Raw genomic sequence first — 25,092 nt, forward strand, 5'->3', positions numbered from 1 at the left:
GCCGTTACTTTATTCATTCAACCGGCTCGGTTTGTCTTTACGTTGTTTTCATTGCTTATGACCACGCATCTGCGGCGGATACTAGCCACCCTCACGCTGTTTTTCACCGAGTTTACGGTTACGCTGCTGCTGGGCATTGCAGGCGTAGTGGGGTTTCTGGCGTTAGGGCGGGAGGTGTTCGACCAAGATGCTGCCACCTTCGATGCGGCGGCGTTTCGCTGTGCGCGCAAGCTGCTAGGGCCGCGCCAGCAATGGGTGGAAGCCATTACGTTCCTTGCCTCCCGCAACTTTATCACGGTGGCCGGCTGCCTGCTTATCAACTGGTTTCTGCTGATTCGGCGGCACCGCTGGAACTCGTTGCTGGTGCCGGTAGTAGCGCTGGGCAGCATCACGCTCAACCTAGCGCTTAAGCAATTCTACCACCGCCCGCGGCCATTGCTGCCCCTGGTTTCGGCCTCGGGGCTAAGCTTTCCCAGCGGCCACGCCATGATTTCCAGCTCGTTCTACGGCCTGCTCATCTACCTATGCTACACCTACGTGCGCCGCCCCCTGTGGCGCTGGCTGCTGATTGCCGGACTGGTGCTGCTGATTGTTCTCATCGGTATTACCCGCGTGTATCTGCGCGTGCACTACGCCACCGATGTACTGGCCGGCTTCACGGCTGGGCTGGTCTGGCTGCTGGTAGCTATTCCGGTATTGAAACAACTGGAAAAACGCTGGAAAAAACCATTCGAAAATCCAGCGCAAACAGCTGAAAAACAGCCTGAATAGCTTGTAAATAAGGATTTGCTGAGGAGAATTTACTGGATTTTTTGTCCTGATACTTGCCTAAGCCTGAAAAATGCGCTTATCTTTGCAGAACCAAACAGCAATCCGAAAGGGAATCTGTAGTTTGGTTGTTAGTCTGCGCTTGTGGCGAAATTGGTAGACGCGCTGTCTTCAGGCGGCAGTTCCGCAAGGTGTGAGAGTTCGAGTCTCTCCGAGCGCACCGAAAGCCGGTCCAGAAATGGACCGGCTTTTTTTGTTTGTTCTTGTCTACATCAATAAGACCGACGCTGCTTCTGGTCTTCATCAGAGACAATTGTCTTGCGTAATCAGCGAAAAACCGCGTCGCCCGTGCCAAGAAAATCCGTTACCGACCGTCTGCTGACCTTGTTTAGCTTCCTGACCTTGGAAGTGCTGGTGGTAGGCGGAACGTTCGTCGCGTCGTTGCTGCTGTTTTTCTACCTTACGCGGGTGGTGTTCGTGGCGCACTCCGCGCAGTTCGACGATTGGGGTTTCCGGCAAATGGAAGAGTTGCGGGCGGGCCGTTTGTGGTTGGACTCGGTGGCTAGAGGCATTACGTTTTTTGGTTCGGCACCTTTTCTGGTGGCAGTGGCTATTCTTGGCCCTAGCTTGCTACGTTGGCTAGGCCGAAAGCGGGAGGCGCTGGAAGTGTTTCTGGCCGTGGCCGGCGCGGCGCTATTCAACCAACTGCTTAAAACACACTACCACCGGGTGCGGCCCTCGTCGGCGCTGTTATACCAAGCGGGGCTGAGCTTTCCGAGCGGCCACGCCATGATTGGTATGGCACTTTATGGTTGCTTGGCTTGGCTGCTGTGGCGGCACGGCCGGCATCCGGCTTGGGCGGGTTTGCTGGTGGTCTGGGCAGTGCTTATCGGCCTTACGCGCGTGTACCTGCATGTGCATTACCCTACCGATGTACTGGCGGGCTTTGCGGCCGGTTTGCTATGGCTGATTCTGCTGCGCACCGCGCTTCGGCTATGGTGGCGCGAGGAACAGAAGGCGTAGGGGTAACGGGTTCTTTGCGAAATTCCAGCTAAGTACTCGTAAACAAGCAACTAAAGCTCGGCAGTTGCGGTATGATACGGCCTCTTCACTGCAAACAAACCAATGGATGCCACTTCACCCTGGGAGGCTAGTTTATACTCCGTAGACCCTTCCCTGCACTATATGCTGTGGCTGTATGAAATGCCCACGTGGCTCCTGGCTGTGCTCATTGTGGGCGTCACCATCTTGGTTTCTCTGCTCGGCCTGTATTTCAGCCACCGCCGGCTGCACGGTAGCCGCATGGCCACCCTGATTGACAATGGCACGGTAGGTTGGTTCTTCTCGGGCGTGACGGTGCTCTACGGCCTGACGCTGGGTTTGCTCACCATAGCTACTTGGCAGAACTACTCCGATGCTTCCAGTATTGCCTCGCAGGAGGCCGCCACGCTGGCCGTCCTCTACCGCGACCTAAGCGGCTACCCCGACACCGTATCCCAACCCCTGCAACAAGAACTGCGGGGCTACACCGAATTTATCGTGCGCAAATCGTGGCCGGCACAGCGCCTAGGCATGGCCAACGATACCGAGCGCAAAGTCCTCACCAAGTTTCAACTGGGTTTGCTGCACACCGAAGTCGAGACGGGGAGCCTGCAAGTGCTGCACGGTGAGGCCATCGAAACATTCAATAAACTGGTGGAACTGCGGCGGCAGCGCATTGAGAGCATTAGCAGCGGGGTGCCGGCCGTGCTGTGGTCGGTGGTGCTGATTGGGGCGCTCATCACCATTGCCTTTTCCTACTGCTTCGTGGTAGACAGCTTACCGTTTCATGCGCTGCTAACTGGCTTGCTGGCCTTCATGGTTGGGCTGATGATCTTTCTAATTGCGGCCCTCGACCATCCGTATTTAGGCGAAGTAAGCGTCACCGCTGATGCATATCAAGTAGTGCTAGATAAAGTGATGGTACCGGAAGGAAATTAAAAACTAGAAAATAAAAATTGGCCGTTCAATCCCCTTGTTTGAGCATATTGAACGGCCAATTTTTATTTCTGATTTACAATTTCACTTTCACCCGTAGGGCCAGTAGGCCTTTCACGCCTTGTAACTCTTCCAGCTCTAGCTCCTCAATTTCCGGTTCCAGCAGGCCCCGGTCTTGGAGGTAGTCGAGGTACTCTAGGTACTCATCTGCTTCGCGCTGCTGGGCGTACACGAGGGCAATATGGCCGGGCTGGGTGAGCCGTTCGCCGGTTCCTAGCACGGTGGCCTTGTCGATGCGCTTCTTAATAATTTCGTAGCGAATGTTGTAGGCACCGTCCACATCGAACTGGCGCTCATCTTGCCGGAAACGGATGCTCAACGACTGGCTATGGATGAGGATGAGCTGCGTGGTATCGAGCGGTACGGGCAGCTGCGGTTTAAGCGCAGCGGTGCGACGCGTAATTTCTATCATCACCAGCAACTGCCACAGCCGCAGGTTTTTCAGGAAAACCATGTCGAACGGCTTGTTCTCTACCAGTGACGCGCCCACGTAGATGTTGTACTCCACCCCGTCGGTTTTGAACCGCTGGAAGTAGTGCGGAAACATCAGCTGAGCCTTGTCCTCCTCCTCGTCGAGGTAGTCGCTCACCACGTCGTTGAGCATGGTGGTGCTTTCCTCAAAATCCTTGCGGCGCTTGTACACTATGCCTAGCTCGGGGTCAATATTCGACCAGTACTGGCTGATAATTGGCCGCAAAGCCGGCGTGTTCTGCCCCAGATACTCGAACAACGGCTCCACCTCCGTTCGCAACGACTCAAAGATACTTACCTCATCACCCGACACGATACCCTGGCGCAGGCGGCGCAAGTTCTTGTTGACGTAGAATTTCAACTCGTCGAGAATAGGCAGCGCCTGAAATTCAGCGGCCTTTTTCAGCACCTTGTTGGCTAACGATAAGTGCTCAATCAAGTCGCCCTGGATGGCTTCGTTGCGGGCCGTGCTGCTGCCCCGGATATCACTGGAACCGTGCAGCGGGAATACGTCGTGAAACACGATGTCCTCCATTTCGGCGTTGCGGTTGCCATCTTCCACCTTTTGCAGCAGGTTTTGGGCCGCGTTGGTAAAGCGCCATTCCATAGTGGGGTGGATGGCCGTGAATTTCTCCTTGATAATGGCCTGCACACGGGTATGGATTTCCTCGGCGTTGCGCTTCACGGCCACCGCAAAGAGCGGGACAAACTGCGCTACCGTTTCCACGTCGAACTCGTCCAAGTCGCCCACGTTCGGCGAGCCTAGCTCCAGCAAGCCTACTGTGTCGTCGCCGTATGGCAGCAGAGCCAAGATGGCTGACCGAATGCCGAGGCTTAGAATCTGCTGGCGTAAATCTTCAGGAATGTCGGCGGTTTCCACGTTTTCGAGCACCAGCGGCTGGCGGTTCTGCCACAGCTGGCTGTAAATCTGGCGGAAACCCGAGCCGGCATCTTGGCTGTGCAGCTGCTTAGTGAGAAAACTATGGTTGATTTTGCGGCCGAAGTCCACGAAAGCCTGCTTCTTTTCGTCGTAGGCGGCAATGCCAAGCTGTAAGAACGGCCGGCCAAACAGCACCCGCAGCTTCTCCTGAATCTGCTCCAGCCGGTCGGAGGCTTGCAGTACGTCGCGTTCCAGCAGGTCGTACTTCAGCTCCGACAGAATTTCCTGGTCAGTGACGTCTACAAGGTGCAGAATGTTGAAGCCTTCCAGTTCGAACTGCTCAGCGGGCAGCAACTCCTGCCACAAGCTGAGGCGGTGTGGGTTGCGCGTCAGCAGTTCAATCTGCTCGGAAGTCAGCTCGGGCCGGGGGCCGCCCACTACCTGCACATCTAGGAAAGTGGAGTTGAAATCGACGCCGTAGTGCCGATACAGGCCAATGCTGTAGTCGGGCACCGTGAATGTAATGGCCCCGGTGTGGGGCATCTGCACGCCATACACCTTGTCTAGAATGAGCTGGTACGCCATTCGGGTGGTGTAGATTTCCAGCGTTTTGAGGTCGATGTTGAGCGGCTGCTTGATGGTTTTGTTGGCCGTCAGCAGCACATCAGCAAAGGCAGGCGTATGATAAAAGCTGAAGCGCTGAAACGGCGCAATAGCGCCACTGATGTCGGTTTTGAAGGAGGCCGGCGGAAACATAGCCAGCATCAGCGTTTCTACCAAGTCGCAGTTGCACTCTAGCAACGACATATCGGTGATGGGGCCGCGGGCCCAGGGCTGCTCGGCTACCCGTTGGCCAATGGCGCGAGCCAGCATGGCCAGGCCGGGGTTGGCGTCGTTTTCGTGCGCTTGCCAATAGGCAATCAGCGGCTCGAGGCTGAGCGTTGTTTTGAACGGAAACGCCGAAAGGGTGGCGCGGGTGAGTGTGGGTTCGGGTAGCATAGCAGAGGCAACAACATCGAAGATAGCCAAATTCAAGGCCACTCATCGGCGGAGTACGCCAACTATACGTAGCTGGCCCGCCTGCCGGACGTAGAGGCGGTGTTACGGTTTGCTGTTGAGCACCACTTCCACGGTTTGGTCGTCGCCCGCAGGATCAGTCAGGTTGTAGTCCCGGCCATCGAGCCGAATGAACTTGTCCAGGTTGCGGTTGCAGGTGCAGCAACCGGAACCGGCGAAGTCGTCAACGACCCGAACCGTATCTATCACAAACTGCTGCGTTGGACGACGGCGGTTGCCCAGGTAGATGGTGTAGTCGTATTGGTCGAGCTTGCGGGAGCTGTTCTGTAGGAACGGCGTGTTGTTGTTGATGGTGAACGTGGTAACGTAGCCCGCCCGTCCCGTTATGGCCACCGTGTCGGCGCGGGGCCGCTGCGCGGTATCAATAGGCACCCGCCGAATAAAGACTGTATCGAGTTGGGTAAGCGGGAAGCTTTTGGTTGGATCGTTCACCCCGTCCACATTGAAGCGAAAGACCAGGGCATCGTCTAATCGGTCGTTGCAGGCACATTCCACCGACCCGCAGCAGCCAGCCAAGGCAGTGGACACAACAAAAAGCAAAAGCCAGGTAAGCGGGTTGCGAAGCATAGAGCACAAAGATAGAGCGGATTCCAGCAGACCCACTCACACGAAAAAGCCAGCCCCGAAAGGAAGCTGGCTTTCTAACGCTGGAAGGCAATTGGTTATTCTTTCACGAACCGCTTGGTTTCCGAGCTGGTGCGGGTGGTGATTTTGTAGTAGTAAGTGCCCGCCGCTAGGTCGCTGAGGTTAACAGGCAGCACATGCGGGCCTTTTTCCTGCTTGGGCTCCTGGGTAATGGTGCGCAGGGTGTTGCCGCGGCCATCAAGCAGTTCCACGGTTACGGGGCCGGCCTTGGTTACGGTGTATTCGAGTTGGCTGGTAGCTACTGCCGGGTTGGGGTAAAGGCTGGTGCCACTCACGCCGGGCTCAGGCGCCGTAGTAGTAGCGCTAGGGTCGAGCAAGAGAAAGGCGGTAGGCCGAAAAAACCTGCCAGCGCCGTGGTGGCGCATACGGCCCTGCATCGGAGCGCGCTTCTCCTGCTGCTCGGGCGTGGCGTTTTTGGCGGCAATGGCCTGCATATCATTGGCCCACTTCGCGCGCTGAGGCTGGACTTCCTCAGTTAGCTGGCTGATGCTACCGGCATACTTCTGAGCCAGTTGCGCCACATTCTGCATAATGGCCCGGCTTTCGGTGTGCAGCTGCCGAAACTGCTGGCGCTGCTCCTCGGTGAGGGCAGGGCGCGTGCTGGCGGGCGCGGGACTGGCCGGAGCGGTAGCTCGGCTGACGCGGAAACTGTGCCGCAAGGCCTGGCTACGTTGGCGCACGTCTTTCAGCTGGGTGCGGTAAGTGGTAAGTTGAGCTTTGTCGGTGCTGGCGAGTTGAGTTTCCAGCTTCTGACGTTGCTGTTGCACCACAGGTAGCACATTCTGCTCGAAGTAGGCTTTCATTTCGGAGCGGGACGGGCCACCGGGGCCTTGAGGCTTATCAAGCGGATTCTGCGCCAGCGTGGCGGTAGCCAGTAGCAGCATCGCTAGGGTAGAGGTTAAGGTTGCTTTCATAGGGCAAAGAAAAGAAGATGGCTGTTTTAGGTGCATAGATGCCAGCCGTGAGTGCGGGTTTAAACTGCCGATTGGAAAAATTGTGCCAGCTGCTCGGTTCAGAACATCAACGAAGCCTTGGTAACTTGCAGTACCCATGAACGACCCGGAAATCCGCGCTCTGCTTTACCCACTGCTTGCGGGCGGCGTGTACATCAACGAGCTACCCACTGGCAGCACCCGCGTAGATGTGGTGCACATCACCGAGCAGTTTATGCACGGCTATGAGGTGAAAGGCGACGGCGACACGCTGCAACGGGTGAGCCGGCAATTGGGCTGCTACGCCGGAGCCTACGATTTCGTGACGTTCGTGGTGACGGAGAAGCACCTGCCTAAATTGCTGCCTTTGCTGCCCGATTGGGTGGGGATACTAGTAGCGTCGGCGGAAGGGCTGCGGGCGTACCGGCCGGCGCTCTACAACGCCACCGTGGAGCGCGCCGTAGTGGCCGATTTGCTGTTGCTGGAAGAGGTTCGGCAGTTTCTATTGGCCCGCGGCCTAACTGGCATCAGCACGCTCCGCCGCCGCGACGTGCTCAATTTGCTGCGCACCACGCATGCCATTCCGCTGTCGGCGGTGGCGCAGTATGTGCGGGAGCGGCTAACGGCTCGGCTACCGCAGCGCCTGGAAATGCGGGCCGAGCGGAAAGCGGTGCGGGAGCTGTTCGGCAAGCGCCCCAAACACCGCAAACCAAAAAAGAAAACCAAAAAGCGCCCGACGCGCAGCAAACCTGCCAAGGCCAGCAAGCTATAATGCGGGCGTAAAGCACCAGAAAATACTGTGACTGCATAAGCGGTATAGCGGCCCGCACCGAGTTGTTCAGACCTTGGAAAGCTGAAAAATTAAACGAACGTATCGGCCTGAAGGGGGAAGATAACCACATACCAAGCGGAACCGTATGTGGCCGTATGGCAGAAGAAGTTATTGTGGACGAGCCCTACGCACTGGTGTGGGCCGACCAAGAAGTACCCTGTATTATTGTCCAGTTGCATGCTTTTGCCAATCGGGACCAGTTCAAGCACCTGATGAATGCGGGTTTAGCCCACTACAAGGCGCACAGCCAACCTATGCAGCGCTGGGGCTGGATTGCCGATACCCGGCACATGAGCGCCATTCCTAAGGAAGTGCAGCAATGGTTGGCCGATGACTGGAACGCCCAAGCATATCAGGCGGGGCTGCGCGAAGTGAGCATTGTGGCCTCCACTAATATTCTGGGACAAATGGCTACGCAGCAGTACGCCAAGCAGGCCGTAGCCCAGCCGGAAAAGTATGTGCTGGACCCTGTGTACTATGCCTCGTTGGAAGAGGCTCGGCAGAGCGTGCAGAAACGGTGCGCTGCACTTAATGTGTAGGCTCTCTCCTGTTACCAGTTCAACTTGTTTCGTTCGTCTCTGCTCTGCTTATGGAAACTCTGTACAGTTCCCAGTACCTGCATATCTACCTGCACAAGACCACCCATAATACGCTGGAACTGCAATGGCTAGACTTTGTGCCTAGCGCCGATTTCCGAGTTTCAATGCTGGAACTCATACGCTTGATTCAACAGCACGGGGCCAAGGCCCTGATTGCCGACAACCGGTTGTTGCGCGCCCTACGCCAAGCCGATTTGCAGTGGAGCGGTGACTTGATATTTAAGGGGTTAAGTGAACGGGGAGGGTGTCGGTTTGCGGCCGTAGAGTCGTTGGACGCCATGAACCGCATGGGTATTACCGCGCTGGTAGCCACGGTCATTCCGCATACTCAACTAACCAGCCAATTCTTTTCTACCATTGCTGAAGCTCGCGCCTGGGCTACTGCACCTTTGTAGCTTAGAACTTCAGCGTCAGCTGCTGGCCTGGGGCTTCGGTTTCCACTTCCAACGTAGAGAGGGAAACGCCTAATAGGCGCACACCTAGCGGCAATGGCAGCAACACCGCTAGTAGCTCGTGGCTGACCTGAGCCAGCAGCTCAGGTGTACGGATGGGAGCCAAGAAGGTGCGGCTGCGCGTAATCTGCCGGAAGTCGGCGTACTTCACTTTCAGCGTGACGGTGCGGCCGGTGGCGCCGGTCCGTTGGCTGGCTGCCCACACCGCCGCTAGTACGGGTTCCAGGCCCGCCAGCAATTCAACATGCGTGGTAAGGTCTTGCTCGAAAGTGGTTTCCGAGCCGATGGACTTGCGCACCCGGTCGGCTACTACCGGGCGGTGGTCTTGGGCGCGGGCAATGTGGAAGTAGTGCGAACCAGCCTTGCCGAAATGTTGCCGCAGAAACGCCTCCGTTTGCTGCCGTAAATCCAGCCCTGTAAAGATGCCCAGTTGGTTGAGCCGCCCAGCCGTAGCAGGCCCAATGCCGTGAAACTGGCCTACGGAGAGTGTTTCCACGAAAGCCAGCCCTTCGTGCGGCTTGATAACGAATTGTCCGTTTGGCTTGCGGTAATCAGAAGCCAGCTTGGCCAGAAACTTATTGTAAGAAATGCCTGCTGAAGCTGTCAGGCGGGTTTCCTGATGAATTCGGGCCCGGATTTCCTGCGCAAGTTGCGTCGCCGAAGCTATGTGCTTCAGGTTGTGCGTGACGTCCAGGTAAGCCTCATCCAGCGACAAAGGCTCAATGAGCGGTGTGTACTCCAGAAAAATCTCCCGAATCTGGCGCGACACTTCCTTGTACACCTCGAAGCGCGGCTTCACAAATACCAGCTCTGGGCACTTGCGCACCGCCACCGACGAAGCCATGGCCGAGCGTACCCCAAACTGCCGGGCCTCATAGCTGGCCGCCGCCACCACGCCCCGTTGCCGGGAGCCACCTACTGCCACCGGCCGCCCTTGCAACGCCGGTTGGTCACGCTGCTCCACCGAGGCATAGAAAGCATCCATGTCTAGGTGAATAATCTTGCGCTGTACCTCCTGCTCCACTGCGTTACTCGTTGAAACAACGAAGATAAAGCCCCAGCATCAGTTGTGCGAAGGAATTGGGTACAGCACTCAATAACCCCTAAACACTATATAAAAGCACATCCCCTTAGCAGATTCGCTCTACTAAGGGGATGTGCTTGCTTGATGTCTAAAACTGCTTAGTGCGTGTGCTGGGCCAAGGTGCTGTCGGCTTCAGCTAGGCCTTCCACCGGGTCGGGGGCTACGTAATTGTCCACAAACTCGCCTTCCCAACGGGCTACCACGGCCGTAGCCAAGCAGTTACCGATTACGTTGACGGCCGTGCGGGCCATGTCCATCAAGGCATCAATACCCAGGATGATGAACACCGGCCACGCCGGCAGATTAAACGATGCTACCGTTGCCAGCAAAATCACCAACGACGCCCGCGGGACACCCGCCACGCCTTTCGAGGTCAGCATCAAGGTGAATACCATAACCAGCTGCTGCCCAAACGACAAGTCGATGCCGGCGGCCTGCGCCACGAACACCGCCGCCAACGATAGGTAGAGCGTGGTGCCATCCAGGTTAAACGAGTAGCCCGTGGGCATCACGAAGGCCACAATACGGCGCGGTACGCCAATGCTTTCCATGGCTTCCATAGCGCGGGGCAAAGCGGCTTCCGACGAGGTAGTGGCGAAGGCAATACTCACCGGCTCGGCAATGGCCTGCACGAAGCGCTTCACTGGAATGCGGGCAATCAAGGCCATGGGTAGTAGTACCAGCAGCAGGAAGGCCAGCAACGCCACGTACAGCGTGAGCAGCAGATAGAAGGCATTTTTGAGCGGCTCGAAGCCCATTTTGCCCACCGTGTACGCCAAAGCGCCACCCACGCCAATCGGGGCGAAGAACATGACCACGTTGGTGAATTTGAACATCACCTCCGACAAGCTTTCAATGATTTCCAGCATCGGCTTACGCTTGTTTTGGTGCACCATAGCCAGCCCGATGGCGAAGATGATGGCAAACACCACCACCTGCAATACCTGCCCCTCGGCCACCGATTTGGCAATGTTTTCGGGGAAGATGTGCAGAATAATATCGGAGGCTGACTGCTTGACGGCTTGCAGCTTTTCGGTTTCTACGTCCACGCCGGCCTGGCTGATGCCCACGCCGGCTTTGGTGAGGTTGATGGCCGCCAGCCCGATGAAGAGGGCAAACGTGGTGATGACTTCGAAGTACACCAGCGCCTTGAGGCCCATTTTGCCTACTTGTTTTAGGTCGGCGTGGCCGGCAATGCCCACCACCAGCGTAGCGAAAACCAGCGGTGCAATAATGGTTTTAACCAGCTTCAGGAAAATGTCGCTGAGCACTTTCAGGTTCACGGCAAATTCGGGGAAGTCGTTGCCGATTTCCGCGCCCACAAACATGCTCACCACAATCCAGAAGGTGAGGGAGCGGCGCTGAATGCCATAGACGAAGAAAGCGGCCAGAAACAGCCAGCGGGCCGCCTGCGCCACCACGGGGTCGAGGCTAATAACTTGATAGGAAGTGAGAACGGTAAGTAGCACGGCCACCAGGGCCAGCACCAAAACGACAGGGACGAGTCGCGAAAACTTCATACGCGGCAGCAAAATGAGAGAGGGTGTAGATAGCAAAGATAGGTTTTTGGGGTCGGCCAGCGCCAACCCAGCTTGCAACTCCTCTAACCGGCCCCGCCGCCCCTTTCCACCAGCCTGCACCAGCGCACTACAGACGGGGCAGGCGCAGGGCGCGAGTGCCCGCGCCGAGTACCGGGCACGCACTAGGCGGTAACGCTCTTGGCTATGAATACTGGCTGTGATTTTCGTTGAAAACGAGCCGCAGGAAGGCGGGCTTTACCACATGCTTATGTGATTGGGGAAGTAGCAGCGCTTTGTTTTATTTGTGAGGCTATGGATAGGTAAATTGTTGATAGCCAAAATATAAACCGTGAGGGAGCTGCGGCGTGGCGGAGTGAATACAAGGCGGTTAGGAGTGGTAAGTGGGACTTTCAGCAGGAACAGGATGCCAGGACCAAGCAAAACACCGGGAGTTTATGTGGAGGAAATACCGAAGTTCCCGCCTTCGGTTGCCGCAGTGCCAACGGCCATTCCGGCCTTCGTCGGCTACACCCAGCAGGCCCAGCGCACCACCGCCAACGACCTGCATCTGCAACCGACTCGCATTACATCCATGGCAGAATACCGCCAGTATTTTGGGGGGCCACAGCCTGAAACTGCCGTTGCCGTCACCATCACCGGAACGCTAAAGGCCGCCGGTAAGTCTGCAACGAATGTAGTGGCTACATTGGCGGAAACGGCCCGTTCCCGGCATATTCTCTACTATGCCATGCAGCTGTTTTTTGCCAACGGGGGCGGGCCCTGCTATATCGCGTCGGTGGGGCTGTACAAGCCGCTAGGAACGGCGCTTGTCTTGGCCGAACTGACCGCCGGCTTGGCTGTGCTGCGGGCCGCCGACGAGTTAACTCTACTGGTATTGCCTGAAGCGCAGGCTCTGGCTTCCATCATCGATTTTAAAGCCCTGCAAGATTTGGCTCTGGCGCAATGCGCCCTGCGCCAAGACCGTTTCGTGCTGCTGGACGTGCACGGCGACGGGGTTTCTCTGAACGAGCCCGGCCCTGATTTCCTGACGGTCATCAACAACTTCCGCCGTAGCGGCATAAGCTCCGGCAACCTCCGCTACGGAGCCGCCTACGCGCCCAACCTGGCCACCGTGCTGGACTATGCCGTGGACGAGGGCGCCGTTGTGGTACACTCTTTTCAGGGTTTCAAGCGGGCAACTATCACCACTTTAAGTAGCCTGGCTACCACCAATCCGCAGCGCTATGAGCTGGCAAAAGCTGCCATTCGGGACCTGCCCTGCAAGCTGCCGCCTAGTGCGGCCGTGGCGGGAGTATATGCCACTGTTGATGCTAGCCGGGGTGTTTGGAAAGCACCGGCCAATGTGAGCTTGGTGGCGGTGCTGAAGCCAACTTTCGCGCTAACCAACGCCCAACAGGACCAATTGAACGTGGACCCGGTAGCCGGCAAATCGGTGAATGCCATTCGGGAGTTCGTTGGGAAAGGCACGCTGGTGTGGGGCGCCCGCACCCTGGCCGGCAACGACAGCGAATGGCGCTACGTGAACGTGCAGCGGCTGTTTCTTTTCGTGGAGGAATCAGTGAAAAAAGCCATCCAGCCATTCGGGTTTGAACCCAACGACGCCACCACTTGGGGGCGGGTACAGAGCATGGTTGAAAACTTCCTGCTTACGCTCTGGCGGCAAGGCGCTTTACCGGGCATTAAGCCGGAACACGCCTTTTACGTGGCCGTGGGGCTGGGCAGAACCATGACTGCCCTTGATATTCTGGAGGGCCGAATGGTAGTGGAAATGGGTTTGGCCGCCACGCGTCCCGCCGAGTTTATCGTCCGGCGGTTGGTGTGCCGCATGGCTAGTGCCTAATGCTGCTGATGTCGTTAGCGGCCACCCAACCATGTTGTGGTGCTGTTACAGTGGTTTGAATTTCACGGGTATAAAAACACAGTCATGCTATGGCCTACTCCTTTACTATCAGTTCCAACGTGCTGCCCAACGGCCGGACTGCCTACCTTGGTGCGCGGCTGAATTCTCCGGAAGCGCGCTTCACCATTGGGTATAGCACCCGGTATCAAGACAATTTTGGGCTCTACAACACCGATGTGAAAGCCGGGCTGGTTTATCAGCCGGGCACGTACCGGGCCCGGCACGGCTTCTGGGTGGATTTCATTTACCCGACCGCCTACGTGGAAAGCAAAGGCTCGTTTTTCTGCCTCAATACCTACGACCGAGCCCGGTTCACGTTCGGGTTCATGCAATACGCCGCTCATGTTCCCAACGGCGACTTTGTACGCTATGTGCGGGCGCTGCTGCAACTACCGCTGGCCGCCGAATATTTCCCGCGGCTAACACTGAAACAGAACCGCATCTGTTACCAAAGCAACGATGAAACCCTGACGCCGCTGGAAAGTGACACGTCCACCAAGGGGCTGATGGAATACCTGAACCCGACGCTGCTGGACATTGAAACGCAGGAAACCATCTGCGCTGCCCGTATGGTGCACTGGGCTCAGCATGATGCGCTCAATCAACAAACCCAGGTGGAGCTAGCTGTTACCCATTTTCAGGCCAATCTGCCGCGCTACCATCGGCGGCTCGGCCTCGACCAGGCCCCGGCTCGGGTGTGCATAGTGGTATGCGACATTCTGCACCAGGGCCGCGCTACCTTCGACCGGATTGCCGCGGCCCTAAACACTGGTGGCAATTGGGACCGGGCCTACGCCAATCTGCTAACCATTGGGGCCGCCAACTATGCGGAGCGCATCAAGTCCCTGAAGCAAAAAATTGCTGAAGGCGTCGGGACGGGAGTGCTGCAAAAGACCTACCACGCAGCTACCAACACGTTTGTATGAGTGCCGAAAAAAACCGTACGCCGGTTCGTCCTGGCCAATTGGGTGCCTTGCAGCCCCGGTCCAGCTATGTAGCGGCGCCGCTTGGCGCCGTAAGTAACTCACTGGCTTTTCCTACTGAAGTCCTCGCAACGGATATTGAACGGGACGACTTGGTGCTACACCCCGATACCTTGCGCCAGGTGCAGGCAATGGCCCGCCAGCTTGCACCTGGTTCGGCTGCATCCGGGCTGGGGGCCTCAAGTCCCGGCTACCGGGCTCTGTTCTATGGACCGGCTGGTGCCGGTAAAACCCTAACGGCTGCTGTACTAAGCAAATATCTGGGCAAAAAGATAGTGCGTATCGACGCCGCGCAGGTAGTGGCCAAGTACAGCAGCGAAACCGAGAAAAACCTGGCGCGTCTCTTCGAACAAGCGGAAACTAACAACTGGGTGCTATTTTTCGACGAAGCCGACGCCCTGTTTGGGAAGCGTACCGGTATCCGCAACGCCCACGACAAGTACGCCAACCAAGAAGCCAGCAACCTCTTGCAGCGCCTTGAAGCGTACAAGGGTGTAGTAATACTAGCTGCCGAGCACCGCACCAACCTCGATGATGCCTTCTTGCGGCGCCTTCGCACCATCATCCAGTTTCCGGCCCTTTGAGTGGAAGAGCGGGCGGTAATCTGGCAAAAGACGATTTCCTAACAGCTCAGTTTAGCTCCCGACATCGAATAACCGCAAGTGGCAGCCCCCCCACGAGCTTACCGGAGCGGCTATCCTGCAAGTTGTTCACTGTTGTACCACTGCACTGGCCGCCGCTGGTAGCCAGCAACTGACGCTGAAACAGTTGGAAGATTGTATTCGACAAGAAACCAGCAAAGCAGCACAAGCAGTGCGTGGCATTGGGCGCTAATAGGCTATTTTCGTCTTTTCTGCTGCCTCATGCCCCTCTGGACTCTCACGCCCTACGTGCTGCCGTTGCGCTTCACCTGGAAAATCTCCCGCAATGCCTCCACCACCAAAACCAACCTGGTGGTGCAGGTGCAGGATGCCGGCGGTGGGTCAGTAGGCAGAGGAGAGGCCGCCCCCAACGTGCGCTACAACGAAACGCCCGAAGCACTCCAAACGGAATTTGCAGCACTAATGGCGGCTGGCTTGGCAGAAGTACAAACCGAGTTGGAGCTGCACGAGTTTCTGGCGGCGCACCCGCCGGCTCACGCGCTGCGCTTCGCAATCGAGGCGGCGTTTGTGCAGTGGCTGGCGACGCGGGCCGGGCAGCCGGTATGGCAGTGGTTGGGCGCGCCGCAGCCCGCGGTAGCCGTGCCCACGGCTTTCACGCTGCCCATCATGGAGCCCGGCGCCGTAGCTGATTTTGTGCGCGAACAAGGCATGGCACGTTTCCAAACCCTGAAAGTGAAGGTGAACCAGGAAAGCGGCTACGATTTGCTGCGGGAGCTAACCCGCGTGCTACCTGGCCGGCCGCTGCTCATAGATGGCAACGAAGCTTGGCAGGACGCCGATGCGCTACTGCAATTTGTGGAGCGTGCAAGTGGTTTGCTTGGCCTGCACGTTCGGATGCTGGAACAGCCCCTGCCCGCCACCCAGGCCGCTGACTACCGTTACTTGCACTCCCGTTCCGCCTGGCCGCTTTTCGCCGACGAATCGGTGACAGATGCGGCCGACTTCGCCGACATTGCCCAGCAGTTTCACGGCGTAAACATGAAGCTGATGAAGGCCGGTGGCTACCGCAACGGCCTCCAGATTCTGCGCGAAACCCGCGCCCACGGCCTGCAAACCATGATTGGCTGCATGGTGGAAACCTCCTTAGGCATCTGGGGCGCACTTCAGGTCAGTGCCCTGGCCGACATCCACGACCTAGATGGCCTGCTGATTGTGCGCGACGAGCCGTTTGGGCTGGTGCGCGAGGAAAATGGCTTCCTGCTGGCTGACCAATAGGCTAAGATAACTACCGGCCTATCTGTGCATCCAGGCTCTTGATTTGTTGGTTGAGCTTGTCGAGGGCGGCTTGGTTAGCGGGGTTGGGCGTCATGAGGCTGATTTTCTGGTTCAGCAGCTCAATTTTGCGCGTGAGGAGCGTGGTAAGCTGCTGCTCCATGGGTGTAGCCGAAACGGTAGTGCTAGTGGCCGTGCCGGTTTGCTGCACATACGGGTCGTACTGCGCGGTAGCGGGTACCGAGTTGTTGCCGCGGGCAGCGGCGGCGCTGGCTGGGGTGGCAAACACAAGGTCGCCGTTCATTTTCACGTAGTCGCCCTCTTGCAGCGTGGTTTTTTTGCCCGTGACGAATTCTACAATCCCGCTTTTGTAGTTGATCTTAGTACCGTTGGCCAGCACTACGTTTTTGGTGAGTGGCGTAGGGCGCCTACCTTGCACTAATACCACGGCACCATCCTGCATCAGAAACCGATCCGATGAGTTGGCCTCAACAGCACCAATTGGTGGCGCGGTTTTGGTTTGGGCCGCTGCTTGACTGGCAGCACCAATAGTTGACCCTAGTAAAACCAGTAAAAACAGCAGCTTTTTCATAGTATTCAGATAATAAAATGGGAGGCTGGCTGCGCTTACGGACAGCCAACGAGAATGGCTACAGCGGGAGACCAGTAAATTCAGAATAAAAAATATTTTCGAACTGTGTTGCAACATTAAATGTATGTACATATATTTGCAACGCTTTCCGGGTCAACGCCCTTCACGCAATGAAAATTGAAGACGAAATCAAGCAGCCCACTTTCAGCGACGTGTATCAGAAAGGCTTAATCAATATTCTGTATACCGCCGGCTGGATTGGGCAGCGTAACACGATACAGCTCAAACAATACGGTATTACTGCTCCGCAATTTAACGTGCTGCGCATCCTGCGGGGCCAGCACCCCAAGCCAGCCACCGTTAATCTGCTGATCGAGCGGATGCTCGATAAAACCAGTAACGCCTCGCGCATTGTAGACAAGCTGGAGCTGAAGAAACTGGTGACGCGCACCGTGTGCCCCAGCAACCGCCGCGCCGTTGATATCCGCATCACCGAAGCGGGCCTGCAACTGCTCAGCGAAATAGACATAGTATTTGCGCAAGAACCTCAGTTGCGCAATCTTACTGAGGCCGAAGCCATTCAGCTCAACGACCTTCTCGATAAAATCCGCGACTGACGGTTTTCAGTCCGCCCTTCATTTTACTCTCATTCCATTTCTTCTTTTCTCATGAAAAAGATCATTCTCCCAGCCCTGTTGGCCGTTTCGTTGTTGGTTTCGCCCGTTATTGCCGGCACGCCTGCTGCTAGCAAAGCTGCTGTGAGCAGCTCGAAGGCTGCCACCAAAACCTTCAAGCTGCAGCCTCAGCTGAGCACGTTGGGCTGGGAAGGTAAAAAAGTGACCGGCCAGCACAACGGCAACGTGCAGTTCAAAGAAGGTACCTTGCAAGTAAGCGGCAACCAGATTGTAGGCGGCATGTTCACCGTGGACATGAACACGCTGAAAGTGGAAGACATCAAGGATGCTGGCATGAACGGAAAACTGATGGGCCACTTGCGCTCCGATGACTTCTTCAGCATCGAGAAAAACCCAACCGCTACTTTCAAAATCACGAAAGTAACCACCATGAAAGCCGATGCGGCTGGCAACAACGCCACCATCACCGGCGACCTGACCATCAAAGGCATCACCAAGCCCGTAAGCTTCCCCGCCAAAACCGGCGTGAAAGGCGACTTGGCTTCGGCCAGCGGTACCGCTACCATCGACCGTACCAAATTTGACATCAAATACGGCTCGAAATCTTTCTTTGAAGGCATCGGCGACAAAGCCATCATGGACGATTTCACGCTGAGCTTCAACGTTATTGCCAAATCTGAAGGCAAGAGCAGCGCTTCGGTTAAGTAGTAGCTGCACAACGTAAAAAAGCCCCGCTGGCATTGCCAGCGGGGCTTTTTGTTTGGTGGTTATTGCTCGGTGCGGCTCTGGCGCTCCAGCATTTGCTGGTTCAGGGCTCCGGATAAGGCAGGCGTGGGCTGCCGGGTAGGAGGAGTATTCAGGTTAGCTAGGTTGAAGCGCAGCCAATAAGTGCCATCAGCGTGAGTGAAGGCGTGGTCCTTGTTGGAATCGGGCTGCACTTCCACCAGCATAATGTTGGTTTTGGGCAGGATAATCCGGTTGGCTAGGCGCGTGCCGTTGGGCGTGAGCTGCCGCAGTTGCCGGCCGCTCCGGTCGGACACGAACAGGGTGCTGGCGTCTGCTTCGGTCTGGTGTCCGTCGGCATTGGTATCGGCCTTGATGACGGTGTAAAACAGGTAGGGCCACCGTGCATCGGGTTTCCTATCGATATCAATTTGCATTATCACAAAGCGCCCGTGCGCAAACAGCGCGTGCTCCTGCAACGTTGATTTCTGAAAGAACAGCACATTGTAGCACGTGCCTTCAATGCTGCTGCGTGCTTCTTCGTACTCACCGTATTCGTTGCTGGATATGATGCGGCTCCGACTGCCTTGGTTGAGCGGCACCACCGAAATGGGCTGGTAGTAAAAATCGGTGCTGTCTAGGCTCACCGATGTGTTGTAATGCACTCGATACTCCCGCGCCGCTTTGCGCACCGCGGCCGTATCAGGCGTTGCTTCGGGGGGAGAAGTGGCAGCGCGCTGGGGAGAATTTTCGGAGCAAGCGGCCAGGCCGCCAAGCAGGATAAGGGTAGCGAAAATGCGGAAGATCGACATAGAGGATAGTTTTCCGCAAGAAACTATTAATCTGGTAGCACCAACTCGCGGGGCAGGATAAACTTGAGGCCGTGGCTTTTATTGCGGGTGTGCAACTGGCTTAGGAAGTCATCGAGGCTTTCCTTGTATTCCAGCCATAAGTCTTCGTGCAGGTTGCTGATAATCAGCTGGGTGGTTCGGGCTGTTAGCCGGGCCGTAGCCGTGTAAAACCCGCCGTACACGCTTTCAAACTGCCCGGTATAGTTATCGAAGACAAGGCCCAAGATATATAGGTTTAGGTCGATTTCCAGGCGCTTGTTTTTGGTGACGCGCTTGGCGCGGGCCACTTCTTTGGTAGCTTTTTGCAGCGCTTTGGTAAGGCTACGGTTGAGCAGCCGGCCGGTGGCGCCTACCGCAAACAGCTCGTGAATCCGGTCGGAGGTTTCCTCGAACACAGTTTCAATGGTTACTTCGGGCAGCAACTCGAAGCTCAGCGTATCGTAGAGTTCAGCGTCGCGGCGAGCCGCACGGAGCAATAAGGCTTCCTTTTCTTTCTCGGAGAGGCGCTGGAGGGCTTTTTTGAAATCGGCGGACGGAACAGGCATGGCAAACTAAAATGGCGGATGCAGGCTAAAAGTAAGCTTGAAACGCAGCCACGCAATTTTTGGCGAGTTTGCCGATTATGTTAGCAGGTATTGCTAATAAAATTAGTATATTGAGTTCAGTTAGCAACTAATCTTTCCCTTATGGCTTACCTCACCATTCAGGACGAAACCGCCACCGGCAGCATCCTCAACCGGCTGGAGCTGGAAATCACCCAAGAAACCCTCACCGTGCGCGAACTGATAGCTCAGCGCGTGCAGCAGGAAGTGGCCACCCACAACGCCCAGCAGTCGGAGGTGTACCGCGGGCTGGTGCAGCCCACCGAGTCGGAGCAGGTGCTCAACGGGTTTCGGCTGCGCAAAATCAAGCAGATTGATGCGGAGGAGCAAGTGTATAAGGCGTTGGAAGGCTTCCAGCAAAACGGCTATTTCGTGCTGGTAAACAACCGGCAGGTGGAAAGCCTGGACGAGGAAATCTGGTTGGGCGCAGGCGCTACGGCCAGCTTCATCAAACTTACACCGCTGGTTGGTGGCTGAGTTGGCCTCGTTTTGGGCCGGCCTGTTGCCTGCGCCGTCTGCACTGCCTGGGCCGGCAAGTCTTCCGTAGTACCTTCTTCTTCGCCTATGACCACCAAAGAAAAAAAGGATTTCACGAAGCTGCTTGGCAGCCAAAGCCCCGAAGCCACAGAAATGCGGCCACTGTTGCTGCAATTCCTAACCGAAATCCAGGACCGTAACCTGAGCTATTGGAATGTGAAGCTCTCGGAAATAACGGCTTACCAGACGCTCAAATACAAGGATGTGGCCTATAAAGGGCGCCTAGCGCTGGCTACGGCGGAGGCCATGCGCCAGCAAACCGATGACTACCAGATTCGCCATCAATTAGAGGCCCTGTTGCAGATGTTGCTGCGCTCCACGTTGGGGCTGGGCAGTGACGGGCTGTTGCGGTTGCTAGGCCTGTACGGCTTGCAGGAAGGCCAGACAGAACTAAGTGCTTACACCACCGCTATGTACCGGTTTCCGCTGCTGCTCACCTTGGGGCAAGTAGATAAACTGGCCAAAAAAGAAAGTTTGTCGGATGAGCTGATGGCGCGCTTACATCATCTGCTTGCCCTTACGGCCAATAATACCAGTGACGCAGGCGTGGCGAAAATGCGGGTGAAGGTGCAGGAAATACTCGGCAAATCGGAAGGTGCTGCCGATGCGCTGCCCGTAGTGCGCTTCGCCGACGGCGACTTTTTCGGCCAGCAGCTGAACACGGTAGCGGAGCAACTGCACTACGATAACCCGGCGGCGCGCCCCTGGCTGACGCTTCTGCAATTGTGGCAGAAGGCTAGTGGCTCGCAGCCCTCCGCTAAGTTTCGGAAAGAGCTGGATGCTACGGTGGCGGCTATAGGCGAGCCGGAAGTACAGGCGCGCGGTAACGATTTGCTAGGGTTGCTGCTGCGGGTAGCAGTGGAGGAGCGCCAGAATAGGTACAGCTACGGTGATGGTAGCACCCGCACGTATACTGAGTACGTGTGGGTGCTGGAGCCTAATCTAAACGTAGCCAAAGGCCTCATCTGGACCATGCAGGCGGTGGCCAACGAAACTACCCTGCACCAACTGGCCGATTTGGCAGTGAAATGTTACCGCAAGATTCCGGGCCGCGGGCCGCTGGCGGCCAGTCTCGGTAATGCTTGCCTGCTGGTATTGGCTGAAAGCGGGCTGGCCGGCGTAGCCTACCTCTCGCGGGTGCGGCCCAAAATCAAGCAGTCGAATACGCAAAGCCTCATTGCGGGGCACATCGAAAACGCCTCCGAAAAGCTGGGTGTGAGTCCGGCCGAAATTGAGGATATGGCCGCGCCGGATTTTGGGTTGCAGGCGGGGCAGGTTCAGCATGAATTCGGGGAGTACAAGGCTACGTTGCGGCTGGTGGCTGGCAAAGCCGAGGTGCAGTGGGAGAAAGCCGGCAAACCGTTGAAGTCGGCTCCTGCGGCCATCAAGAGCATGCACGCCGAGGAGTTGAAGGACTTGAAAAACACTCAAGCGCAAGCCCAGCAGACCTTCACGGCCCAGCGGGAGCGGCTTGACCGGAGCTTCGTGGACGAGCGGCGGATTCCGTTTGCCTGGTTTCAGCAGTACTATTTCGAGCACGGCCTGATGGCTGAACTCGCGCGCCCGCTCATCTGGCGTTTTCATCATGCCGAGGGCTCTTTTACGGATGCGCTGTGGCTGGATGGCACTTGGTGCGACAACCAAGGAAATCCACTGGCACCGCGTTCCGAAGCCGATACCGTGCAATTATGGCACCCCGTGCTAACCGACAGTACACAGGTTTTGGCGTGGCGCAACTTACTGGACGCGCGGCAGTTGCGCCAGCCGCTCAAGCAAGCCTACCGAGAAGTGTACCTGCTGACGCCGCCTGAGGAGCGCACCCGCACGTACTCTAACCGCATGGCGGCGCACGTGCTCAAGCAGCACCAATTCAACTCCTTAGCCAAGCTACGCGGCTGGCACTACAGCCTGATGGGCGCCTACGACAAAGGCTACGAATCGGATTCGGCCACGCTGCAACTGCCGGCGCACGATTTACGGGCCGAGTTCTGGGTGAGTGAAGTTAACGCCAACGACGCATTCAACGACACCGGCATCTGGAACTACATCAGCACCGACCAAGTGCGTTTCACCCGCATGAATGCCGACGAGCCTTTGCCGCTGCCCGAGGTACCGCCGCTGGTGTTTTCGGAAGTGATGCGCGACGTGGATTTGTTTGTAGGAGTGGCTTCCGTCGGTAATGATCCGCTCTGGCGCGACAATGGCGGTTTGGTGCAATACCGCAATTACTGGGAAAGCTACAGTTTTGGGGAGCTGGGCGAAGTGGCCAAGAACCGCAAGCTGGCTCTGGAACGGCTCGTACCGCGCCTAAAAATTGGGAAGGTGAGCGAAATCAAGGGCAATTTCCTGGAAGTGCAGGGCAAGCTGCGGACCTACAAAATCCACCTCGGCTCGGGCAACATCCTCATGATGCCCAACGACCAGTACCTGTGCATCGTGCCCGACCGGTCCACCAAAACCGCCAGCACCGCCGGCGTATTCCTGCCCTTCGAAGGCGACGCCGTGCTGTCCATCATCCTCAGTAAAGCCCTGCTCCTGATGGACGACGACAAGATTACCGACGACACCATCATGCGCCAAATCAAGCAGCGGTAGGAGGGAAAACAATAGAGCTAAGCGGCTATTCGAAACATATAAGCCCGTCATGCAGAGCGCCGCGAAGCATCCCGCGTGCTGGCACTATATTCTACTCTATCATCAGCACGCAAAATGCTTCGCGGCGCTCTGCATGACAGCTGTCTAAGAGGCTTTAGTACACGCATAGTTATAAAAAAAGGGCCTGTTGATACCAACAGGCCCTTTTGCCTTTATTGATGTAGGAGCCTACAGCTTCTCGTCGAAATACTGGGTGATTTTATTGTAGAGGTGCACTCGGTCTTTGCCGCCGACGTTGTGTGGGTGGCCGGGATACACGAAGTAGTCGAGCTGAATGCCTTTATCGACGGCGGTTTTCAGGTAGTCGAGGCTATGCTGCCACACCACCACGTCGTCGACGGTGCCGTGGATGAGCAGGAGTTTGCCTTGCAGCTTGTCTACGTAATTAAGCAGATTAGCCTGAGTGTAGCCTTCGGGGTTTTCTTGGGGCGTGTCCATGTAGCGCTCCGTGTACATGATTTCGTACATGCGCCAATCGATAACCGGGCCGCCACCTACGCCTACTTTGAACGTGCCAGGGCTGCGCGTCATCATCGTAGTAGTCATGAAGCCGCCGAAACTCCAGCCGTGGATGCCCATGCGGGCCTGGTCTACGTAGGGCAAGCTTTTCAGATACTCGACGCCCCGAAGCTGGTCAGCCATTTCCACGGTGCCGAGCTGCCGGAACGTGGCCCGCTCAAACGCCGAGCCCCGGTTGCCGCTACCCCGCGAATCCACGGTAAATACCACGTAGCCCTTCTGGGCCATCAGCTGCATCCAGAGGTTGCCACCACTCAGCCACGAGTTGGTTACCATTTGGGCATGCGGGCCACCATAGAGATACACCACCGTGGGGTACTTCCTGGCCGGGTCGAAGTTGGGGGGCGTGATGAGGCGGCCATACAAGTCAGTGCTGCCGTCAGCGGCCTTAATCGTTACTAGCTTGGTTTCGCCTAGCGTGTAGCCGGTAAGCGGATTTTCGGCGTTGAGCAACTGCTGTTTTAGTTTGCCATCTACCCCGATAACACCTACAGTGCGCGGCGTGGCAGTGCTGCTGAAACTATCGAACAGGTGGTTGCCGCTGGGGCTGAGTGTGGCGGTGTGGGTGCCCTTTTCTTGGCTGATCTGGCGCACCTTGCCGGCGCTCAGCTTCACGGCGTACACCTGCCGCTCCAGGGGGCTAGCTGCTGTGCTTTGGAAGACCACTTCCTGATTCTTGTTGGTAAAGCCTAGCAAATTAGTTACCTGCCATGCGCCTTTAGTGAGTTGTATGGGTTTCCGGTATCCAGTCAAATCGTAGAGGTACAGATGATTATAACCGTCTCGCTCGCTCTGCCAGATGGCATATTTAGAATTCCCCGGTACGAAAACCAGCGGGTGTAGCGGCTCCACGAACGTCTTTTCGTCTTCCTCCTCGAACAGCGTTTTCAGGAAAGCACCGGTGCTGGCATCGTACTGATTCAGCTTCATGTGGTTCTGGCCCCGGTTCAACACGGCTACGTAAATCGACTTTTCATCGGGGCCCCAGCTGATGTTGGTCAGGTATTGCTCTTTCAACTCGCCGGTTTGCAGAAACACCGTTTTGCGCGATTCCAAGTCATACACGCCTACGGTTACCTCATGGCTTTTGTCGCCGGCCATGGGGTATTTGATGGGTTTAACCTGGGCTGGGGTGATGGAAATATCTACCAGTGGGTAGTCGGTTACCATCGTCTGGTCCATGCGGTAGTAGGCCAGTCGGCGGCCGGTGGGGCTCCAGAAGGTGCCTTTCGTGATGCCGAACTCCGAGCGGTGCGCCGCCTGCCCGTTCACGATGGTCGGGTTGGTTTCGGTAGTTACGGCCTCGTTTTCGCGCCCCGCCAACGACACGTATAAGTTCTGCGCTTTGGTGTACGCTACGCGGGTTTTGGTGGGGTCCAGTTCCACGTTTTCAGCGGTTGGGTCGTAGCTGAAAAGCAAGCTGGCTTGTTTGGTAGCTGCATCAACCCGGTACATTTTGCTGGCGCGCGTCACCACAAAACTGCTAGGGCTGGTCCACGTTACGGATGGAAAGCTGGTGGCTTTCACGGCGGGGGCGCCGGCAGCTTGCAGCGCCTGGCCCAATTCGTTCAGCGTTACCACGGCTCGTAGGTTACCGGCAATGTTGGCCCGCATCAGTTCGTCCTGGCCGCCGGAAGTACGCAAAAAGCTGTATTCGTCCTGCGAAGTCGGAATCCAGGACAGCTGGCGGATATTTTCGGGTTGCAGGCTGCGGTTCAGGAAGGCGTCTTCCATGGTCAGCAGTTTCTGTTGGGCGCGGGCGGGTAGTTGTGCCAGCAGCGCCAGCAGCACGAGCAGCAGCAGGCGGGGAGAGGAATGGAGCATAAATGTGGAAGCGGGTGCCAGGAATTAAAAGGCGAAAATTACGGCGGCTGACGGTAACCCAGCACAATTTTCTGCTGCT

Annotated in this window: 23 protein-coding genes and 1 tRNA gene; 15 read left to right on the forward strand and 9 right to left on the reverse strand. The window is 56.8% G+C overall.

The genetic code is table 11. The features are described 5' to 3' along the window. The first annotated feature begins 57 nt into the window (after positions 1-57). The 4 genes from G536_RS27010 (at position 58) to G536_RS0108755 (ending at position 2,748) form a co-directional block, all read left to right on the forward strand. Positions 58-771: a phosphatase PAP2 family protein gene (locus G536_RS27010; protein ID WP_022823215.1), complete on the forward strand. Its 714-nt coding sequence runs from the start codon at positions 58-60 to the stop codon at positions 769-771. A gap of 135 nt (positions 772-906) precedes the next feature. Further along, positions 907-988, forward strand: a tRNA-Leu gene (locus tag G536_RS0108745). A gap of 128 nt (positions 989-1,116) precedes the next feature. Beyond that, positions 1,117-1,791, forward strand: a complete 675-nt coding sequence (locus G536_RS27015; protein WP_157530515.1) for a phosphatase PAP2 family protein — start codon at positions 1,117-1,119, stop codon at positions 1,789-1,791. Between the two features lie 102 nt (positions 1,792-1,893). Further along, positions 1,894-2,748 carry a bestrophin-like domain gene (locus G536_RS0108755; RefSeq protein ID WP_022823217.1) on the forward strand — a complete coding sequence of 285 codons (855 nt, stop codon included), beginning with the start codon at positions 1,894-1,896 and terminating at the stop codon, positions 2,746-2,748. Positions 2,749-2,821: 73 nt separating this feature from the next. On the opposite strand, the gene G536_RS27020 is transcribed toward G536_RS0108755, so the two are convergent. The 3 genes from G536_RS27020 to G536_RS0108770 all read right to left on the reverse strand — a co-directional run bounded on the left by G536_RS27020 (position 2,822) and on the right by G536_RS0108770 (position 6,792). After that, positions 2,822-5,155, reverse strand: a complete 2,334-nt coding sequence (locus G536_RS27020; RefSeq protein WP_022823218.1) for a GAF domain-containing protein — start codon at positions 5,153-5,155, stop codon at positions 2,822-2,824. A 102-nt stretch (positions 5,156-5,257) separates the two neighbouring features. Beyond that, on the reverse strand, positions 5,258-5,761 hold the full coding sequence (locus G536_RS0108765) for a hypothetical protein (protein ID WP_157530517.1): 504 nt from the start codon (positions 5,759-5,761) through the stop codon (positions 5,258-5,260). Between the two features lie 134 nt (positions 5,762-5,895). Next, positions 5,896-6,792, reverse strand: a complete 897-nt coding sequence (locus G536_RS0108770) for a T9SS type A sorting domain-containing protein (protein WP_169515070.1) — start codon at positions 6,790-6,792, stop codon at positions 5,896-5,898. A gap of 136 nt (positions 6,793-6,928) precedes the next feature. Here G536_RS0108770 and G536_RS30485 point away from each other — a divergent pair, with 136 nt between their 5' ends. The 3 genes from G536_RS30485 (at position 6,929) to G536_RS0108785 (ending at position 8,636) form a co-directional block, all read left to right on the forward strand. After that, positions 6,929-7,582, forward strand: coding sequence for a sce7726 family protein (locus G536_RS30485; protein ID WP_022823221.1), 654 nt, complete (start codon positions 6,929-6,931; stop codon positions 7,580-7,582). A gap of 155 nt (positions 7,583-7,737) precedes the next feature. Continuing rightward, on the forward strand, positions 7,738-8,181 hold the full coding sequence (locus G536_RS0108780) for a hypothetical protein (protein ID WP_022823222.1): 444 nt from the start codon (positions 7,738-7,740) through the stop codon (positions 8,179-8,181). A 50-nt stretch (positions 8,182-8,231) separates the two neighbouring features. After that, the gene (locus G536_RS0108785) at positions 8,232-8,636 is read left to right on the forward strand and encodes a hypothetical protein (protein ID WP_022823223.1); all 405 of its coding nucleotides are present in this window, start codon (positions 8,232-8,234) and stop codon (positions 8,634-8,636) included. Position 8,637: 1 nt separating this feature from the next. Here the strand turns inward: G536_RS0108785 and dinB are convergent, their stop codons facing one another. Then, complete coding sequence (dinB, locus tag G536_RS0108790; RefSeq protein ID WP_022823224.1) at positions 8,638-9,717, reverse strand: DNA polymerase IV; 1,080 nt, start codon at positions 9,715-9,717, stop codon at positions 8,638-8,640. 158 nt (positions 9,718-9,875) lie between these two features. Then, entirely contained in the window at positions 9,876-11,297 is a 1,422-nt protein-coding gene (locus G536_RS0108795; protein WP_026879983.1) for a dicarboxylate/amino acid:cation symporter, read from the reverse strand. A 424-nt stretch (positions 11,298-11,721) separates the two neighbouring features. Between G536_RS0108795 and G536_RS0108800 the strand changes: the two genes are divergently transcribed. From G536_RS0108800 to G536_RS0108815, 4 genes are all read left to right on the forward strand, one after another. Then, positions 11,722-13,158, forward strand: coding sequence for a phage tail sheath family protein (locus tag G536_RS0108800; protein WP_022823226.1), 1,437 nt, complete (start codon positions 11,722-11,724; stop codon positions 13,156-13,158). 89 nt (positions 13,159-13,247) lie between these two features. Next, complete coding sequence (locus G536_RS30490) at positions 13,248-14,144, forward strand: hypothetical protein (protein WP_022823227.1); 897 nt, start codon at positions 13,248-13,250, stop codon at positions 14,142-14,144. Next, on the forward strand, positions 14,141-14,785 hold the full coding sequence (locus tag G536_RS29985) for an ATP-binding protein (RefSeq protein ID WP_051166889.1): 645 nt from the start codon (positions 14,141-14,143) through the stop codon (positions 14,783-14,785). Before G536_RS30490 ends, G536_RS29985 begins: the two co-directional genes overlap by 4 nt. Before the next feature lie 279 nt (positions 14,786-15,064). Next, entirely contained in the window at positions 15,065-16,078 is a 1,014-nt protein-coding gene (locus G536_RS0108815) for a dipeptide epimerase (RefSeq protein ID WP_022823228.1), read from the forward strand. Between the two features lie 10 nt (positions 16,079-16,088). On the opposite strand, the gene G536_RS0108820 is transcribed toward G536_RS0108815, so the two are convergent. Continuing rightward, a complete protein-coding gene (locus tag G536_RS0108820; RefSeq protein WP_022823229.1) occupies positions 16,089-16,667 on the reverse strand; it encodes a DUF6799 domain-containing protein in 579 nt (192 codons plus the stop codon). Positions 16,668-16,837: 170 nt separating this feature from the next. On the opposite strand from G536_RS0108820, the gene G536_RS0108825 reads away from it, so the two are divergent. Together G536_RS0108825 and G536_RS27040 are read left to right on the forward strand one after the other, a co-directional pair. Next, positions 16,838-17,284 (forward strand): MarR family winged helix-turn-helix transcriptional regulator, encoded by a 447-nt coding sequence (locus G536_RS0108825; RefSeq protein ID WP_022823230.1) that lies wholly within the window; start codon positions 16,838-16,840, stop codon positions 17,282-17,284. 51 nt (positions 17,285-17,335) lie between these two features. Further along, positions 17,336-18,010, forward strand: a complete 675-nt coding sequence (locus G536_RS27040; RefSeq protein ID WP_022823231.1) for a YceI family protein — start codon at positions 17,336-17,338, stop codon at positions 18,008-18,010. 59 nt (positions 18,011-18,069) lie between these two features. Here the strand turns inward: G536_RS27040 and G536_RS0108835 are convergent, their stop codons facing one another. After that, the gene (locus G536_RS0108835; RefSeq protein WP_022823232.1) at positions 18,070-18,837 is read right to left on the reverse strand and encodes a hypothetical protein; all 768 of its coding nucleotides are present in this window, start codon (positions 18,835-18,837) and stop codon (positions 18,070-18,072) included. Positions 18,838-18,863: 26 nt separating this feature from the next. Continuing rightward, positions 18,864-19,421 (reverse strand): hypothetical protein, encoded by a 558-nt coding sequence (locus G536_RS0108840; RefSeq protein ID WP_022823233.1) that lies wholly within the window; start codon positions 19,419-19,421, stop codon positions 18,864-18,866. A 141-nt stretch (positions 19,422-19,562) separates the two neighbouring features. On the opposite strand from G536_RS0108840, the gene G536_RS0108845 reads away from it, so the two are divergent. Both G536_RS0108845 and G536_RS27045 read left to right on the forward strand, forming a co-directional pair. Beyond that, positions 19,563-19,955 carry a hypothetical protein gene (locus G536_RS0108845; RefSeq protein ID WP_022823234.1) on the forward strand — a complete coding sequence of 131 codons (393 nt, stop codon included), beginning with the start codon at positions 19,563-19,565 and terminating at the stop codon, positions 19,953-19,955. A gap of 87 nt (positions 19,956-20,042) precedes the next feature. Next, a complete protein-coding gene (locus G536_RS27045) occupies positions 20,043-22,610 on the forward strand; it encodes a DUF4132 domain-containing protein (protein WP_022823235.1) in 2,568 nt (855 codons plus the stop codon). 228 nt (positions 22,611-22,838) lie between these two features. On the opposite strand, the gene G536_RS0108855 is transcribed toward G536_RS27045, so the two are convergent. Further along, entirely contained in the window at positions 22,839-25,013 is a 2,175-nt protein-coding gene (locus tag G536_RS0108855) for a S9 family peptidase (RefSeq protein WP_022823236.1), read from the reverse strand. Positions 25,014-25,092 lie beyond the last annotated feature (79 nt).

The sequence above is a fragment of the Hymenobacter norwichensis DSM 15439 genome (assembly GCF_000420705.1).
GTDB lineage: Bacteria > Bacteroidota > Bacteroidia > Cytophagales > Hymenobacteraceae > Hymenobacter > Hymenobacter norwichensis.